Origin of the sequence: Erysipelatoclostridium sp. An173, from assembly GCF_963931465.1 — a bacterium.
GTDB lineage: Bacteria > Bacillota_I > Bacilli_A > Erysipelotrichales > Coprobacillaceae > Thomasclavelia > Thomasclavelia merdavium.
The window spans coordinates 350,740-366,976 of sequence record NZ_OZ007017.1 but is presented as its reverse complement, the minus strand read 5'-3'; the positions used below and the strand labels follow the sequence as shown (position 1 = coordinate 366,976).

General features: G+C 27.9%; 15 protein-coding genes. 2 read left to right on the top strand and 13 right to left on the bottom strand.

Features of this window, described 5'->3' with window-relative positions; all coding sequences use genetic code 11:
- Positions 1 to 45: 45 nt before the first annotated feature.
- The 5 genes from ABGT36_RS01820 to ABGT36_RS01800 form a co-directional block, all read right to left on the bottom strand.
- On the bottom strand, positions 46 to 636 hold the full coding sequence (locus ABGT36_RS01820; RefSeq protein WP_087299942.1) for an ECF transporter S component: 591 nt from the start codon (positions 634 to 636) through the stop codon (positions 46 to 48).
- A 181-nt stretch (positions 637 to 817) separates the two neighbouring features.
- Positions 818 to 1,435: a flavodoxin family protein gene (locus ABGT36_RS01815; protein WP_087299938.1), complete on the bottom strand. Its 618-nt coding sequence runs from the start codon at positions 1,433 to 1,435 to the stop codon at positions 818 to 820.
- Between the two features lie 22 nt (positions 1,436 to 1,457).
- The gene (locus tag ABGT36_RS01810; protein WP_346676505.1) at positions 1,458 to 2,303 is read right to left on the bottom strand and encodes an aldo/keto reductase; all 846 of its coding nucleotides are present in this window, start codon (positions 2,301 to 2,303) and stop codon (positions 1,458 to 1,460) included.
- 40 nt (positions 2,304 to 2,343) lie between these two features.
- Positions 2,344 to 3,192 (bottom strand): aldo/keto reductase, encoded by an 849-nt coding sequence (locus ABGT36_RS01805; protein ID WP_087300681.1) that lies wholly within the window; start codon positions 3,190 to 3,192, stop codon positions 2,344 to 2,346.
- Between the two features lie 39 nt (positions 3,193 to 3,231).
- Positions 3,232 to 4,080: an aldo/keto reductase gene (locus tag ABGT36_RS01800; protein ID WP_087300683.1), complete on the bottom strand. Its 849-nt coding sequence runs from the start codon at positions 4,078 to 4,080 to the stop codon at positions 3,232 to 3,234.
- A gap of 101 nt (positions 4,081 to 4,181) precedes the next feature.
- On the opposite strand from ABGT36_RS01800, the gene ABGT36_RS01795 reads away from it, so the two are divergent.
- Complete coding sequence (locus ABGT36_RS01795) at positions 4,182 to 5,051, top strand: LysR family transcriptional regulator (protein WP_346676502.1); 870 nt, start codon at positions 4,182 to 4,184, stop codon at positions 5,049 to 5,051.
- Positions 5,052 to 5,085: 34 nt separating this feature from the next.
- Here ABGT36_RS01795 and ABGT36_RS01790 read toward each other — a convergent pair whose 3' ends face one another.
- The 7 genes from ABGT36_RS01790 to ABGT36_RS01760 form a co-directional block, all read right to left on the bottom strand.
- A complete protein-coding gene (locus ABGT36_RS01790; RefSeq protein WP_346676500.1) occupies positions 5,086 to 7,329 on the bottom strand; it encodes an EAL domain-containing protein in 2,244 nt (747 codons plus the stop codon).
- 142 nt (positions 7,330 to 7,471) lie between these two features.
- The gene (locus tag ABGT36_RS01785) at positions 7,472 to 8,686 is read right to left on the bottom strand and encodes a GHKL domain-containing protein (RefSeq protein WP_346676498.1); all 1,215 of its coding nucleotides are present in this window, start codon (positions 8,684 to 8,686) and stop codon (positions 7,472 to 7,474) included.
- 2 nt (positions 8,687 to 8,688) lie between these two features.
- Positions 8,689 to 9,390 (bottom strand): LytTR family DNA-binding domain-containing protein, encoded by a 702-nt coding sequence (locus ABGT36_RS01780; protein WP_346676496.1) that lies wholly within the window; start codon positions 9,388 to 9,390, stop codon positions 8,689 to 8,691.
- Positions 9,391 to 9,469: 79 nt separating this feature from the next.
- Positions 9,470 to 10,234 carry an ABC transporter ATP-binding protein gene (locus ABGT36_RS01775; protein ID WP_346676495.1) on the bottom strand — a complete coding sequence of 255 codons (765 nt, stop codon included), beginning with the start codon at positions 10,232 to 10,234 and terminating at the stop codon, positions 9,470 to 9,472.
- Entirely contained in the window at positions 10,218 to 11,510 is a 1,293-nt protein-coding gene (locus ABGT36_RS01770) for an FtsX-like permease family protein (RefSeq protein WP_087374542.1), read from the bottom strand. Before ABGT36_RS01770 ends, ABGT36_RS01775 begins: the two co-directional genes overlap by 17 nt.
- Positions 11,511 to 11,873: 363 nt before the next feature.
- Complete coding sequence (locus tag ABGT36_RS01765) at positions 11,874 to 13,343, bottom strand: family 1 glycosylhydrolase (protein WP_346676493.1); 1,470 nt, start codon at positions 13,341 to 13,343, stop codon at positions 11,874 to 11,876.
- A gap of 137 nt (positions 13,344 to 13,480) precedes the next feature.
- The gene (locus ABGT36_RS01760; protein ID WP_346676491.1) at positions 13,481 to 14,371 is read right to left on the bottom strand and encodes a LysR family transcriptional regulator; all 891 of its coding nucleotides are present in this window, start codon (positions 14,369 to 14,371) and stop codon (positions 13,481 to 13,483) included.
- Between the two features lie 130 nt (positions 14,372 to 14,501).
- Here ABGT36_RS01760 and ABGT36_RS01755 point away from each other — a divergent pair, with 130 nt between their 5' ends.
- A complete protein-coding gene (locus ABGT36_RS01755; protein ID WP_346676489.1) occupies positions 14,502 to 15,437 on the top strand; it encodes an AEC family transporter in 936 nt (311 codons plus the stop codon).
- A gap of 236 nt (positions 15,438 to 15,673) precedes the next feature.
- On the opposite strand, the gene ABGT36_RS01750 is transcribed toward ABGT36_RS01755, so the two are convergent.
- Positions 15,674 to 15,994, bottom strand: a complete 321-nt coding sequence (locus ABGT36_RS01750) for a hypothetical protein (protein WP_087374528.1) — start codon at positions 15,992 to 15,994, stop codon at positions 15,674 to 15,676.
- Positions 15,995 to 16,237: the final 243 nt, after the last annotated feature.

Sequence of the window (16,237 nt, the reverse complement as noted above, 5' to 3'; positions counted from 1 at the left end):
TTTGTCAAGTTCTTTTTTATTTTTTACAAATAAAACTAGCTAATATTATTCTTTTACCGCTAATTTTTTTAAGATACCATTATTTTTTAACCGTGGCTGGATATTTATATACAAAATCGATGAAATAACAATTGCAAGAATTGCATTTACAGCTGTTGTTATTGCATTCCAAGAAGCCAAAGCAGCAGCGGCATCATGTGGTGAACCTAAAACAAAAGCAGTATAAAAGTATGAGAAAACTGGTTCTCCTACTATATTAAATAACATTCCCGCACTAGTTGATAAAACAACTGCCTTCAATAATTTTTTCCCTTCTAATTTTTGAACATGAAAAATCTTGTGTGCAACAAAACCAGTTACTAGACCAATCCCTAATTTCAAAATCATTGTTTTAGGAGCTACGATTGCATATGTTGGATCTAGTAAATCGGCAATTCCCATTCCTATTGCTCCTGCCAAGCCACCTTCTAAACCACCTAATAAAAGTGCTGCTAAAACACAAAAAGTATTTCCTAAATGAAATGAAGTAAAACCACCTGGTGTTGGTATTTTAATTTGAAAAAACATGAAAGATATATAACATAATCCTGCCATTAACCCAATCATTACAATTTTTAATATTTTATTAGTATGCATAATTCCATCTCCTTTAACCAACAACAGTATAAACCAATCTACACTAGATGAAAATAGCTATTATTATAAATCTTTTTTAATCCAAATACTAATACTAGAAAATCGGCAAAAAAGATACAGAAAATAAATTCTGTATCTAGAAGATAAAATAATGATATTTTAATAACTAAGTACCTATTATTTAGCGAATAAAATTAGTATGAACTGATTCTTCTTTTTCAGGTAAACCATATTTTTCTTTACCTAAATGAATACTCTTGATTAAAAATGCCATATTTCTTCCTAATGTTCTCATTGTTTGTAACCCTTCAAGATCTTGTTTAACCTCTTCGGCATTATTTCCATGTACCATATTCCAATATTGACTAGAAACTACTGGCATTTGTGAAATTGTAAAGTATTTGTTGATTTCATCAAATGTTGCCGTATTTCCTGCCCGACGAGCTGAAACAACTGCAGCTCCAACTTTCATTGTTTTGTCTTCAGTCATACTATAGAATAAACGATCAACAAAAGAAATCAATGTTCCATTTGCAGATGCAAAATATACTGGTGAACCAATTACGATTCCATCACATTCTTTAAATTTAGGAGCAACTTCATTTACGATATCATTAAAAATACATTTTCCTAAAGTTTTACATTTACGACAACCAATACATCCACGAATATCTTTATGACCGACATGGATAATTTCGGTTTCAATTCCTTCGTCTTCTAAAGTTTGAGCTACTTCGCTTAAGGCTGTATATGTACAGCCTCTAGCGTTAGGACTTCCATTAATTAAAATAACTTTCATTTTATCAAACACTTCTCCTATCTTATCTGTTCAATCCAGCAATCATTTCTACTGTTGAAGCATCATAATGATCAAAGAATGAACTTTCTTTTTTATCCATTTTAGCAATTACTGCCATATCTTCATCACTTAATTCAAAGTCAAAGATATTAATATTTTCTTGCATTCTTTCTTTTTTAACTGATTTTGCTAGTGGTACAATTCCTCTTTGTACTAACCATCTTAAAATTACCTGCGCAATAGATTTACCATATTTATCACCAATTGCTTTTAATTCTGGATTTGTAAACATGTTGTTTCTTCCTTCAGCAAACGGTGCCCATGCTTCCATTTGAACTTCATATTTTTCATTATATGTTTGAGCTGTTGTTTGTTGATGGAATACATTTACTTCTACTTGGTTTACAGCTGGTTTAACATCACTGAAGATAGCTAAATCAACTAAACGATCGGGATAGAAGTTTGATACACCGATTGCTTTGATTTTTCCTTCTTTATATAAATCTTCTAATGCTTTATATGCTCCATAGTAATCATTGAATGGTTGATGCAATAATACTAAATCAATATAATCTAATTGCATTTTCTTTAAAGATTCTTCTACTGAAGCTTTTGCTTTTTCATATCCATAATTAGATATCCATACTTTAGTTGTAATAAATAATTCACTTCTTGGAACTGATGTTTCTTGAATAGCTTTTCCTACTGCTTCTTCATTTCCGTAAGATTGTGCAGTATCAATTAAACGATAACCAACATCAATTGCATCTAATACTGCTTGTTTACATTGTTCTTGATTTTTGATCTGGTATACTCCAAATCCAACTTTAGGCATTTTTAAGCCATTATTTAGTGTTACAAACTCCATATTTTTATCCTCCAATTCAATTATACTCTTTAAATTTTAGTTAGTCATGGATTTTTAATCCCATTAATCTTGTTTCGTTTGATAAATCTTCTGGATCATGTGTTCCTTTTCCAGTATCCATTGCTTGGATATTTTTCATTTCTTCATCAGTTAATTCAAAATCAAAGATATCAATATTTCCTTTAATTCTTTCATCATTTGTTGATTTAGGTAAAGAAATGATTCCTTCTTGATAATGCCATCTTAAAATAATTTGTCCGACATTTTTATTATATTTATTAGCTAAAGATACTAAATATTCATTTTCTAATAATTCTTTATTTCCATGTCCTAATGGATACCAAGCTTCAAGTTTAATACCATATTTTTCCATTTCTACGCGTAATGGTTTTTGTTGGAAAAATGGATTGCATTCTACTTGGTTTACAGCTGGCATAATAGTCATACCATCTTTAAATTTATTCCATAAATTAATTGTTACGTTAGAAATACCAATTGATTTAATTTTTCCTTCAGCTACTGCTTCTTCTAATGCTTTCCATGATCCTAAATAATCACCATATGGTTGATGTAATAAATATAAATCAATGTAATCAACACCTAAATTCTTTAAAGAATTTTCAATACCGATTTTAGCATTTTCATAACCATAATCTTGTAACCATAATTTTGATGTAATAAAGATTTCTTTACGATCAATTCCACTATCTTTAATAGCTTTTCCAACATCACTTTCATTCATATATCCAGCTGCAGTATCGATATGACGATATCCTGCTTTTAATGCTTTTAAAGTAGCTTCATAAGTTGGCCCATCATTAGGGATCATAAATACTCCAAATCCAACTGCTGGGATAAGTTCATGATTATTAAGTTCAAATTTTTCCATAGTTCTCTAATCTCCTTTTCATTAATTTAATTTTAACAGCTAATCATGGATTTTATATTTATTTAACCATTTTGCTGTTGTGTAACTTTGATGATTGATTATTTCGCTATAACCCAAATCCATATTGGCAATCATATTCATATCTTCATTGTCTAATTGAAAATCCCAAATGTCTAAATTTTCTTTCATCTTATCAACTCTAACTGTTTTGGGAATTACAATAACATTATTTTGAATATGCCAGCGTAAAATAACCTGGGCAATTGTTTTGTTATGTTTTTTAGCAATTGCTTCTAAAATTTCATTGTTGAAAATATCACGTTGTCCTTCGTTTAATGGTCCCCAGGCTTGTACTTTGCAATGATATTGTTCTAACACTTTAACAAGTTCTTTTTGTTGAAAAAATGGATGTAATTCAATTTGATTGATCATTGGTTTAATTGAACAATTTAAACAAAGATCAACAAATCTTTCTGCAGAAAAATTACAAATCCCAATTGCTCGAACTTTACCTTGGCGATAAAGTTCTTCCATTGCTTTCCAAGAGCCATAATAATTTCCATAAGGCTGATGAATCAGATACAAGTCAAGATAATCTAGCCCTAGGTTAGTTAAAGATTGATTAAAAGCTTTAATCGTATTTTCATAACCACTATCCTGGACCCACACCTTAGTAGTAATAAATAACTCGCTTCTTGGTATATGTGATTCCTTAATCGCTTCACCAATACCAGTTTCATTAAAATACGAAGCAGCTGTATCAATTAATCGATATCCTTCATCTAATGCCTCTAATACTTTTCTTTTTGCTAAATTAGAAGAAATTTGTAAAGTCCCATAACCGATAATTGGCATTTTTACACCATTACTAAGCTCTATCCACTCCATCTGTTCCCTCCTTACACTTACATTTTAGTTAACTTAAAAAATAAAGTACAATATCAATATTACATTATGCTATAATTATAGTGCATAGTGAGGTGATAATAATGATTGAACTTTACCAATTAGAACAATTAGTGACTATTGCCAAGGCCGGTACAATCTCTAAAGCTGCTGAAATTTTATTAATAAGCCAGCCGGGTCTAACACGCTCAATTCAGCGTCTTGAAGATGAACTTGGCTTAAAGTTATTTGATCGTAAGAAAAATAAAATAACATTAAATGATAACGGAATCATGGCCGTTGAATATGCTAAAAAAATACTTGATGAAACTGATAAAATGGTTAAACAACTACAAAGCTATGATTTAAGCAAACGAACAATCAGTATCGGTTCTTGTGCTCCAGCACCAAATTGGGGATTAACTTATATTTTTAAACAATTATATCCAGCTATGAAAATTACCGATAGCCTTGATAGCAATGAAGATAACTTATTAAACGGTCTAGATAATCATGAATATTCGATTATTGCCATTAATCATCCCATCAATGATGATAATCGCATTTGTATCCCATTATTTGAAGAACACCTATATTTATCAGTACCCCCTGCTCATCCATTAGCTTTGTTTAAAGAAATATCATTTCGAGATTTAAATGGTGAAAGTGTTTTATTATTATCGCGAATTGGTTTTTGGAATGAAATATGTTTAAAAATGATACCGGAATCTCATTTATTGATTCAAGAAGATGATGCCATTTTTGAAGAACTAACAAAAGCATCAGCTTTACCTAACTTTCGCAGTAATTTAACATTACTTCGCGAAAAAGAAAATAATAATCGTATCAATATTCCAATCAGCGATCCTGAAGCTCATGTTCAATATTATGCAGTATATAACAAAAACAATCGTAAAATGTTTGACCCTATCAAAGATAAAATTACTAATATTGATTGGGCTAAAACAGTATAAATTAATAAAGCTGTTAACGTTTTTGTTAACAGCTTTATTTAATCTTTTTTCGATTTTTCATATACCGTAAATTAAATTTATCATTACTAATTGGTTTATCATAATAATAACCTTGACCAAAATCACAACCAAAACTTCTTATTAAATAATTACATTCTAAAGTTTCTACTCCTTCAACAACTGTTGAAATCGATAATATTTTAGCTAACTTTACAATTTCTTCCATGATTAATTTTGTTCTAAAATTATTTTCAACAAAAATTTCTTGTAAAAAATCTTTATCAATTTTTAATTCATCAATATCCAACTTTCCTAAAATATTTAACGAAGAATAGCCACTGCCAAAATCATCCATCGACACTCGAAAACCAATTTTATGCAAACACTCTATCTTACTATTAACTTCATCAACATTATCAATAACTAAATTCTCTAAAATTTCTAAAGTAATCAAATTAGCCGGTATTTGATACTTATTAACAATTTTCTCTAGTCTTTCAACATAATCAGCTTCATAAAATAATAACTTAGACTGGTTAACTGAAATTCCAATCGGCTCTATTCCTTCATCAATCCATTCTTTGATTTGTTTACATGCCTCTTCAAACATATACATATCTAATTCAATACAAAAACCACTTTTTTCAAAAATCGGAATAAATTGATCTGGATAAAGTTCCTGTCCATCATTTGTTATCCAACGTACCAGAGCTTCTGCACTTTCTAATGAACCATCTTTTAAACCGATTTTAGGTTGTAAGAAAAACTTAAACTCATGCTTTTCAAGCGCTTGATGCATATGACTTTCAATATAATTATCTATTTTTTCGCGCTCATGTAATTCAACATCATAAAACCAGATACTTGTTTGTAACTTTTCTTTTGCTTTATCAAGAGCAAACATCACACTTACCATTAAGCCATCAAATGTTGTATCTAAATTATACTGGTCACTTGAAATTACAATACCACAATGAATTTTTAAATGATAATTTGTATGTAATAAAGCATCATAATCGAAAATTTCCTCAATTATCTTATTTAATCTTGATTCAATAATTTCCTTATCAATATCTCTTAAAAACAAAAAGAACTGATCTGCCGTATCTCGACAACAAAATTCTTCACTGTTTAAATTATTTTCAATAACCCCTTTAATATGACATAATAACTTATCCCCTTGTTCATTGCCAAATATTTCATTAAAAAACTTAAACTGTCGAATATTTAAAACTACAATACTGCAATTAAGATTCTGCCTTAACTCTTGTTTACCTTTTTGATTAAAATATAATAAATTATAAGCCCCAGTTAAACGATCATAATAAGCCGACAAAGCTAATTCATGATTATTTTTCAATGTCATCCAATAACCGTATAACAACAAACCAATTACTAAAATAACAATTACCACAAATAAACCATTAACAATTCTAGCTGTCTGACTAATCGATAACCCAGCACTTTGATCAATATCAATACAAACCATATACCAGTCATTTATATCTATAGGCTTTAAGATAGCTTGACAACTTTCATCTTTATAATCAAAAGTCAAAGAAACATTTTTATTATTTTTTAAATCACTTTTAATCTGATTAATATTAGTATCTTTTAAATTAATATTTTCAAAAAAACTATTAGTTTGATTAATATCTTGATTAGAACCTAGCAAAATATTACCATCACTGTCAATAATACAAGCATAAGTATTATCATTTTCATCAGTTGTTATATGTAAAACATCTAAAGCTACTAAACTTCCTATTATCTGATTATTTCTTAATACTGGTATTCCATAAGCAACTGTCGGTTGTGTAGATAATTCACTTTCAAAAATATCGGAAATAGCTTTTTTTCCAAGCAAAGTCTCTTCAATTACTGATTGTATTGGTTTAGAAAGATCACTTGTTTTAACATCATATTTAATATCCTGGTCATTTATCGCAACAACATTAGATGAACTACTAAAATATCCCAATAAAATAAAATCACTTTTTTGATTTGCTAAATCCAATGCCAGTACAATGTCTAGATCATTTTCAATCGTAAATATACTAGCAAATGAATTCAATATTTGAAAATCAGTATCAACCTGTTCCTTTAAACGATCTATATATTCATCACTATCTACTTTTATTTGATTGATAATTGCTTCTTTGATTGTATTATTCAAATAAACTCGTAAATAAATACTAGTTCCTAATAAAAATATCGCAACAGTCAAAACAATCAATATTGTTTTTTTAAGCCTATTTCCAAACATTGTTTTATCCACCACCATTCACCTCCAATCATCAAACATCATATATTTATCACAATATATTTTCACATTAAATTATAACACTTTTATATAAAATATACACCTTTTAACCCAATTCATACTAAAAGAATCAAAAAAAGCATCAAAATGATGCTTACTAAATATTATTAACTTTAACAAACATGATCATAACACTTACAAATCCATCTTGAAGAGTAGTTACTGAACTAATGCCATGATACCTGTTTAATAATTCATTCAAACTTGCAGCAACTTTTTCTTGTAAATCACAATTAGAACAATTGAATTTAAACTGAATAATAATCTGCTTAGCTTTTTTTATTGATTTAATAAAAATATAACGCCGGTTAGTTACTGTTTTAACCTCATCTATCGCTAAATCTAATAAACAGTCAAATAAAATAAACTGATCAGCTACGGTGAGAAAACTAAAATTATTATATTCGATAGTCGGTAATACCGTAATATCATACTGTCTAAGTGTTTCTAAACGATTATTTATTAAAGTATTTAAAAGCATTGAATCTGAATAAATACTATTAAACTCTCTAAATGTAGTTGTCGTTAAAGTGTTTATCTCATCTTTTAAACCTTGATAATCATCTTTATCCAATAATAAATTCAGTCTTTGACATGTTTTTAAAAGATCATGAAGAAAATAAAAACTTGTTTCATACTGCTTATTTAGCAATTTATACTTTTCAGTCACTACTTTTTCATTTTCTTTACTTAAATCTAATTTTGATTTTAAACCTAACTTATAAAACGTATCATAATAAGTCAAAAGAAAAAATAGAATTAAAATAATTACTAAAAATATATAAACAATAGTACTACTATTTTCGTTATAAACAATATCATATTTAAGTCCTGATACTAAAACCAGAATTAAAAATAATACTAAACATATATAGCCACAAGCAATATTAGTAAATGAGTGATAGTTGATTTTTTTAATGACATCAAAATACCCAGCAAACAATATCGAAATAACTATTACTGCAAAAAACATCATTAATACATCTAAATAAATGTTCTTGCTAAAATAACTTTTTAATAATGCAACTACCGTACTAGTAGCTATTTCAATAATCCAAAAAGGAATAACAATGAGTATCTTTTCAATTATTCGCCCTCTAAACATTATTAGCGAATTAACAAAAAAAGTTATTATTAATAAGTAGTCATATCGTCCTAACTCATTATTGAAACTAACTAGTCCTATTATACATATAGTAACTAAGATAATCCCAATATTAATTTTATTATCCAAAAATCTTAAAGATAAATGCTTTTTCATCAAATAAATAAAAACCGATCCTAAAATAAGATTATAAATAGTATTTATCATTGTTAAAGCGTCCTATGTAAATAATTTGTATATTCATCGATAAATTGTTTTTTAAAGCGTCTAGAAACAGGTACTAATTCTTGATTAGTCAATTTAATATCCATATTAGTAAAATCATCAATATAATCAAAATTTACTATAAAAGATTTATGAGATTGACCAAATGAATAATCCTTAAGTTTTTCAAACCAGTATTTTAAAGGATAATTAGTTGCTAAAACTTTATTTGAAGATAAATGTAAAAGTGTCTTCCGTCCTAAAAATTCAATATACATTATTTCATGATAATATATTTTTCTAGGCGATATTCGCTCATCTTCAAAACCAGCATATTTTTGATAATACCTTTGTAAAACTGCTTCCATTTCCAAATCAAAATCTTCTTGATTAATTGGCTTAATAAAATAACGATCAGCCTGGATCTTATAACCATCTATCAAATATTTAGCATAACTTGAAGTAATAATAATTCTAGTATCAATGTTTTTATTTCGTAACTGCATACCTAGTTCAATACCATTTTCATCTTTCAACTCAACATCTAAAAATATCAAGTCATATTGTTCCATTTCTTGTAAAAAATAATTACTATCCTGACATACATCAACTTGATATGCTATCTGTTTTTTAGACATAACATTATCAAGACAATTCTTTAAATTTTCAACATCTTCATTACTATCATCATAAATTAATATTTTCATTATCAATACCTTCATTTCTTTTACTACTTAAAATCATTATATCATAAAAAAAAGAAACCTAGGCAATGTAAAACATTGCTTAAGCATCTTTATATAAATCTAATTGCATGGCAATTTTAGCAATATGATTATAGAACTTTTCAAATGAATCATCATTTTTTAAAATATGATTAGTTATCTTACCATCTTCAACATAATACATCTGATCTGCATACGATGCTACTAAACAATCATGTGTTACCATAACAATAGTAATGCCATATTGCTTATTTATATTAACTAAATAATTCATTAGTTGTCTTGCTCTAATACTATCTAGATTACCAGTTGGTTCATCTGCAAAAAGAATATCTGGTTTTGTTATTAATGCCCTTGCAATGGCAGCTCGTTGACATTGACCACCGGAACATTCATATGGATATTTTTCTAAAATATCTTCAATTTCTAGACTTTTTACAAGCTGATTAAATTCATTTTGAAAATTTTTTTGATCTGGTTTGCTAATTTTCAATGTAAACAAAATATTATCCTTTATCGTTAAGGTGTTTAATAAATTGTTTTCTTGAAAAATAAAACCAATTTGTTTTTTTCTTAAATTAGCTTTTTGTTTATCTGATAATGTCATGACGTTTTTTCCAAATAAAAAAACATTACCACTGGTTGCTTCATCTATTGATGATAAAATATTTATTAAAGTTGTTTTTCCTGAGCCAGAGGCTCCCATAATACTTATAAACTCTCCTTTATTTATGGTAAGAGAAATATTGTCTAAAGCAATTTTGGGATGAGGACTATATGGTTGGTATATTTTTTTCATTTTTTCAGTTTTAATAATTATTCCCATAATTAATAGACCTTCTTTCTTGATTAATTGTTATTAAGTATGCAAAAAGTAATGGAATAAAAAATTCAATTACGATTAATATTGCAAGTAAAATAGATATTTTATTTAAAAAAGCAAAGCGCAATACTAAATTTAAAAGATATCCCATTGACAGTACTAAAATAGTCAAATAAGTATATAAAATTTCTTGTTTACTTATTTTTAATATTTCCTGTTTATTTAAACCAATTCGATACAAAGTTTGATAATATATTTTTTTATTTAAACGATTAATTGAAAAACGATTCACTAAAGCATAGTCTAATATAATCAATGTCAAAATATATGCCAACATGAATAAAACAAAATAAGCATTATCATGATAATTAACACAAATCATAGTGGATAAGATAATTGTTACAATCATATTCATTAAAAACATTACTTTAAACTGTTGTAAATTAAAAAGATAATTACTCAAAACCAGATTCTTTTTACCATCAATTAACCAGTTAGATAACTTTTTCTTTAAAGATTTTACTAGTGTCGTTTTCACTATACCATAACCTCCAATTGCACTAATGCAAGCTGGTAAAATCATTCCTTGTCCTAAATCACCACTATATACACTAACAATACCAATACCATAAAATATCAAATAAACATAACTAGCTCCTGGACAAATAATATGGTTTTTTGTTTTTGAAATAACATAATCATTTTTCAACAAATCTGGAATTTTGCTTTGAATTGAATAATTAAACTGCATTAAAGCAAGATAAACAAATAAAATCACAAGTAAAGATAACGACTGTAATAAAATACTAATATTATATCCAAATATGTCATTATTAATTTTTAAATAACGATAAACGAATAATTTAAAAAAAGGAATGACAATCAAAAAACTTAATAGTGCCAAAATATAAGCCGTCATTACTATAACCATAAGCTGTATCATCATATATATGACCAACTGAAGATTGCTATAACCTTTTATCTTCAATAATCCAATTGTTTTACTATGAATTTTATTATAATAATTACAAGCATAAACAATAAGTGAGAAACTAACTATTATTACAATTAAAATAATCGTTCCTTTAAACATCCCATCAAATAATTGATAAAAATCACTCATATTTATAAATGCTCTTTTTAAGCGATAATTAATTACTGGATCAGCAAAAAAATCCAGTAACACTAGCCAAATTTCTAAAACAGTTGTAATAACAATCAGCAAGTTTAAACTCTTTTTACGTTCTTTTAAAAACATTTGCAAAGAAAACCTTACCATCTTAATCACCTCTTCTATAATTCAATCATAATAAAAATTAATAATTCATACAATCAACTTAGAATAAGAAACAATTTATTGGTATAAGCGGTAAAAAGTTAACTATCTCAATGTCTTAAAAATATATAAAATGATAAATTCACACTAAAATATATACTAACTGATATGCTCAAAGGCCCCTCTACACTAAAGTATAATTTTATTTATTACTAGGTAATTACCTGATACGTGCGTAAATTATTCTGTCTAAATTGTTTAATAGTTATAACAGCCTTCTATCTACATCAATAAAAACTATAACTTTACTAATCAAAAAAAGCGTGATGATAATTTAGCTCTTAAACTCTCATCACACTTTAATAATTATTCTAGATTTTCACCATTTGTTTCAATTACTTTTTTATACCAATAAAAAGAATCTTTACGATAACGTTTATAAGTTCCATTACCTTGATCATCTTTATCTACATAAATAAAACCATAACGTTTTCTCATTTCCCCAGTTCCAGCACTAACTAGGTCAATACATCCCCAAGTTGTATATCCAATTAGATCAACACCATTATCAATAGCATTACTCATTTCTTTGATATGATCTCTTAAATAATCCACACGATATGAATCATGTACTGAACCATCTTCTTCAAGAGTATCATAAGCTCCTAAGCCATTTTCTACAACCATAATTGGTTTTTCATAACGATCATAGATCATTTCTAAATAATATCGAAGTCCAAGTGGATCTTGAGCCCAACCCCAATCAGAATATGTCAAATAAGGATTTCTTGCTCCGGCAGCAAAATTACCAGATACCATATCATCAGTTTCATGAGTTGTTTCAACAGATGACATGTAATAAGAGAATGTATACATATCAACACATCCCTTTTTCAACTCTTCTAAGTCTTCTTCAGTAATATCTAATTGAACATGATGTTCATCCCATAATCTTTTAGCAAAAGTTGGATACTTTCCTTTACATTGAACATCGCCACAATAGAAAATACCCTTTTCCCACATATGTCTATTTGCCAAAATATCTTTTGGATCACACGTTCCAGGATAGAATGTAATCCCACAAATCATACAACCAATCATATTATTGGCATCGATTTCATGTCCAATTTGAACAGCTTTGGCACTAGCAACAAATTGATAATGTAATTGTTGATATCCTTGTTGATATTCTTTGTCTCCGGCATTATTTCCAAATAAATTCAACATCATTACTGTATTATTGATTTCATTGAATGTTAGCCAGTATTTTACTAATCCCTTATATTCTTTAAAACAAGTTGTTGCAAAACGAACATAAAAATCAATTAACCTACGATTGTTCCAACCACCATAATGTTCTTCTAAATATAAAGGGGTATCAAAATGCCAGATAGTAACTAATGGTTCAATTCCATATTTTTTACATTCCATAAAAACTGAACGATAGAATTCAACCCCTTTTGAATTAGGTTTATCTTCATCTCCATGCGGATATAAACGTGACCATGAAATAGAAAGTCTAAACATTTTAAATCCCATTTCAGCAAGCAAAGCAATATCCTCTTTATAATGATGATAAAAGTCTACCCCGTCATGATTAGGATAATAATAATCATCCAAAACAGCATATTTGGCACCATCTGGTATCGGTTGACCGTTAACAACCTTTCCTGGATTTCCATCTTTATCAATAAAAGTCACATATCTTGGTTCTTTAACAGAACCTCCTGTAGTTACATCGGTTTTAGCAGGTCCACGACCATCCTCGTTCCAGGCACCTTCAGCCTGATTAGCTGCAATAGCACCACCCCATAAAAAATTTTCTTTAAAGCTCATAGTTATCATCCTCCTTTTACTTTAATTCTAAGATAATCTATAAGAAAAACAAATACTTATTTATTATATAAATCTATGCCTTTTCTATATGTGTTATAAACTTACTATTTAATAATCAAAAAATAGAACTCACTATTTTATCTATCCAGTTTTTCTACTTCATCTTTCATTAACTCCAAAAATGTTTCTGCCTGCTTGGAAAAAACATGATATTTTTTCCAAGCAATATGAATCCCTACATCCATTTGAGGCCAAAGTGCTTTAAAACAAAGGGGACTATTTTCATCAACACGGATTAAATCTTTAAAAGTCAAAGCATACCCGCCCCCCTCTTCTACAAGTAAGGCAGCATTATTAATAAGATTATACGTAACCTTAATATCCAATTTTCTTTCATTGCCACCAATCCATCCTGCAATTTCATTTTTTACAATATCTTGATTCGAAGCAATAATCGGCTTATTTTTTAATAATTCAGGTGTTATAACATTATACGAAGCCAACTCATCATCTTTTTTCATTAATAAACCCATCGTTTCTTTAAACGGAAGAGTAAAATAGTCAAATTTAGTAAGATTAACCGGATCAAAAAATATACCAAAATCTAACAATCCACTATCAAGTTTATCTGCAACATCCTGTGCATTACCACTAAATAAATGAAAACATATTTTAGGATATTTAGATTGCATTTTAGCAATCACCTGCATAACAAAACGAATAGCTGAACTTTCACCACTTCCAATATAAATATCACCAGCTAGTTCATTATCTTCTTTAAGCAAATCACGCTCAGCCTTGTCTACTAAGCCAATAATTTCCTGGGCATACTGCTTTAATAAAATCCCATCTTTAGTAAGAGTAATTTTTCTACTTCCCCGAATGAATAACTTTTTATTAAATTCATCTTCTAATTCTTTCATTTGGCGAGAAAGGGTTGGCTGTGTAATGTGTAAAACTTCAGCTGCTTTAGAAATACTTTCTTCTCTAGCAATTGTTAAAAAATATTGTAAAACTCTTATTTCCATTAAACATCACCTATCATAATTATATTGAGCAAACCCATGCTTATCAAGTATAGAAAAGCATAAAATTTAAGTAATTGATATATCTTAAAAGTATCGATATAATAGATGCGGATTTGAAAGGAGAAAATAAATGGCAGCATTAACAACGTTATTTCCCGTATTTTTTATGATTGGATTAGGAGCTATTGCTCGTATCAAAAACTGGATTACCCCAGAACAAAAAGATGGAGCAAACAATATTGTCTTCAATGTCTTATTTCCAATTATGATTTTTAACGTTTTATTTACAGCAAAGATAGAAGTATCAGTTATTTGGGTTATTATTTATGTATTTATAGCATTTGTTTTAACAATGATTATTGGTAAATTGATTAGTGGATTTACCGGTAAAGAATTAGCGCATATTTCACCATACTTATTAACAACCTGTGAAGGAGGAAACGTTGCTCTACCACTTTATACATCAATAGTTGGCTTAAGTTATGCAAGCAATACTGTAATTTTTGATATTGCTGGTAGTTTCATTGCATTTGTTGTTATCCCTATTTTAGTTGCAAAATCTACTGCTGGTAAAACAAACAATAAAGACTTATTAAAAACTATCTTTACAAACTCATTTGTAATTGCTGTAACTCTTGCATTAATATTAAACTTAAGTGGATTTTATAACTATTTAAGTCAAACACCATTTATCAATGTCTATACTAGTACTATTACTCAGGCTACTGCTCCTATTGTAGGAATGATATTATTTATTATTGGTTATAATTTAAAGATTAAAAAAGAAACATTACCGTCATTACTTAAATTATTATCAGTTAGACTAGTTTTATATGTATGCATCATTGCTGGATTCTTTATCTTCTTCCCAACTATGATGGCAGATAAAATTTATATGATCGCAGTATTAATTTATTTTATGAGTCCTACTGGTTTTGCTGTGCCAATGTTAATCTCACCACTTAATAAATCAGAAGAAGATGCTGATTTTCAATCGGCATTTATCTCATTATTTATGGTTATTACACTAATTGTTTATACTGTAATAGTTATCTTTATTTACTAACTAAAAAGACTGGGCCAAGTTTTACCTACTTTTACGCTCAGTCTTTTTAATATTGAAAATTATCATGGGACATATAAACCAGGATTTCCTCTAATAACTTTAAAATCATCATGTTCTAATTGTAATTTCTTTTGAATAAATATCAACTCCCTTGGATCATTTAAAATGTTATTATAAATCCTCAAACTTAAACCAATAATACCAAAAGGAAGAATTAATAAATCAATTATATAATATTATTTATAAAATTTACTTTCTTTAACTATTCTATAAACAAAAATACATAGAAACAAAGCTATATGAACAGTCCAAATTATTGTTCTATTAAAACTTGTAAAATTTAAATTAATAAGAAGGCTCATTGCAATTATAAAATACATAAAGTAACACCAAGAACGAATTTTTATAAATTGTTCTTTATATTGTTGTTTTATTGTTTTTTCTTCAACATATGAGATTTTTTTAGTACGTTTAAGATAAATAGAATAAATAAGTGACGTTAAACCCCAATCAGAAAAACCAAATAACTTTACTAGACCATTAAGAAAATTATTCATTCTAACCACCATTATGAAGTAACCCCTCTTCGATATTATCTTATTTTTGCCTACTTCATAACTTCCCCTTTCTTTGAATTTTTATTTCTATAAAGTTTTTTATCATTATAAATCTATACCTAGTAAATTAATTAGTTAGTTACTTCATACTATCTCAATACTAATTTTTGAAATATATCTTTAATTTCATTATACATAACCATATAGTAAATACAACTTATTAACATGTTTTTGTTGATGATA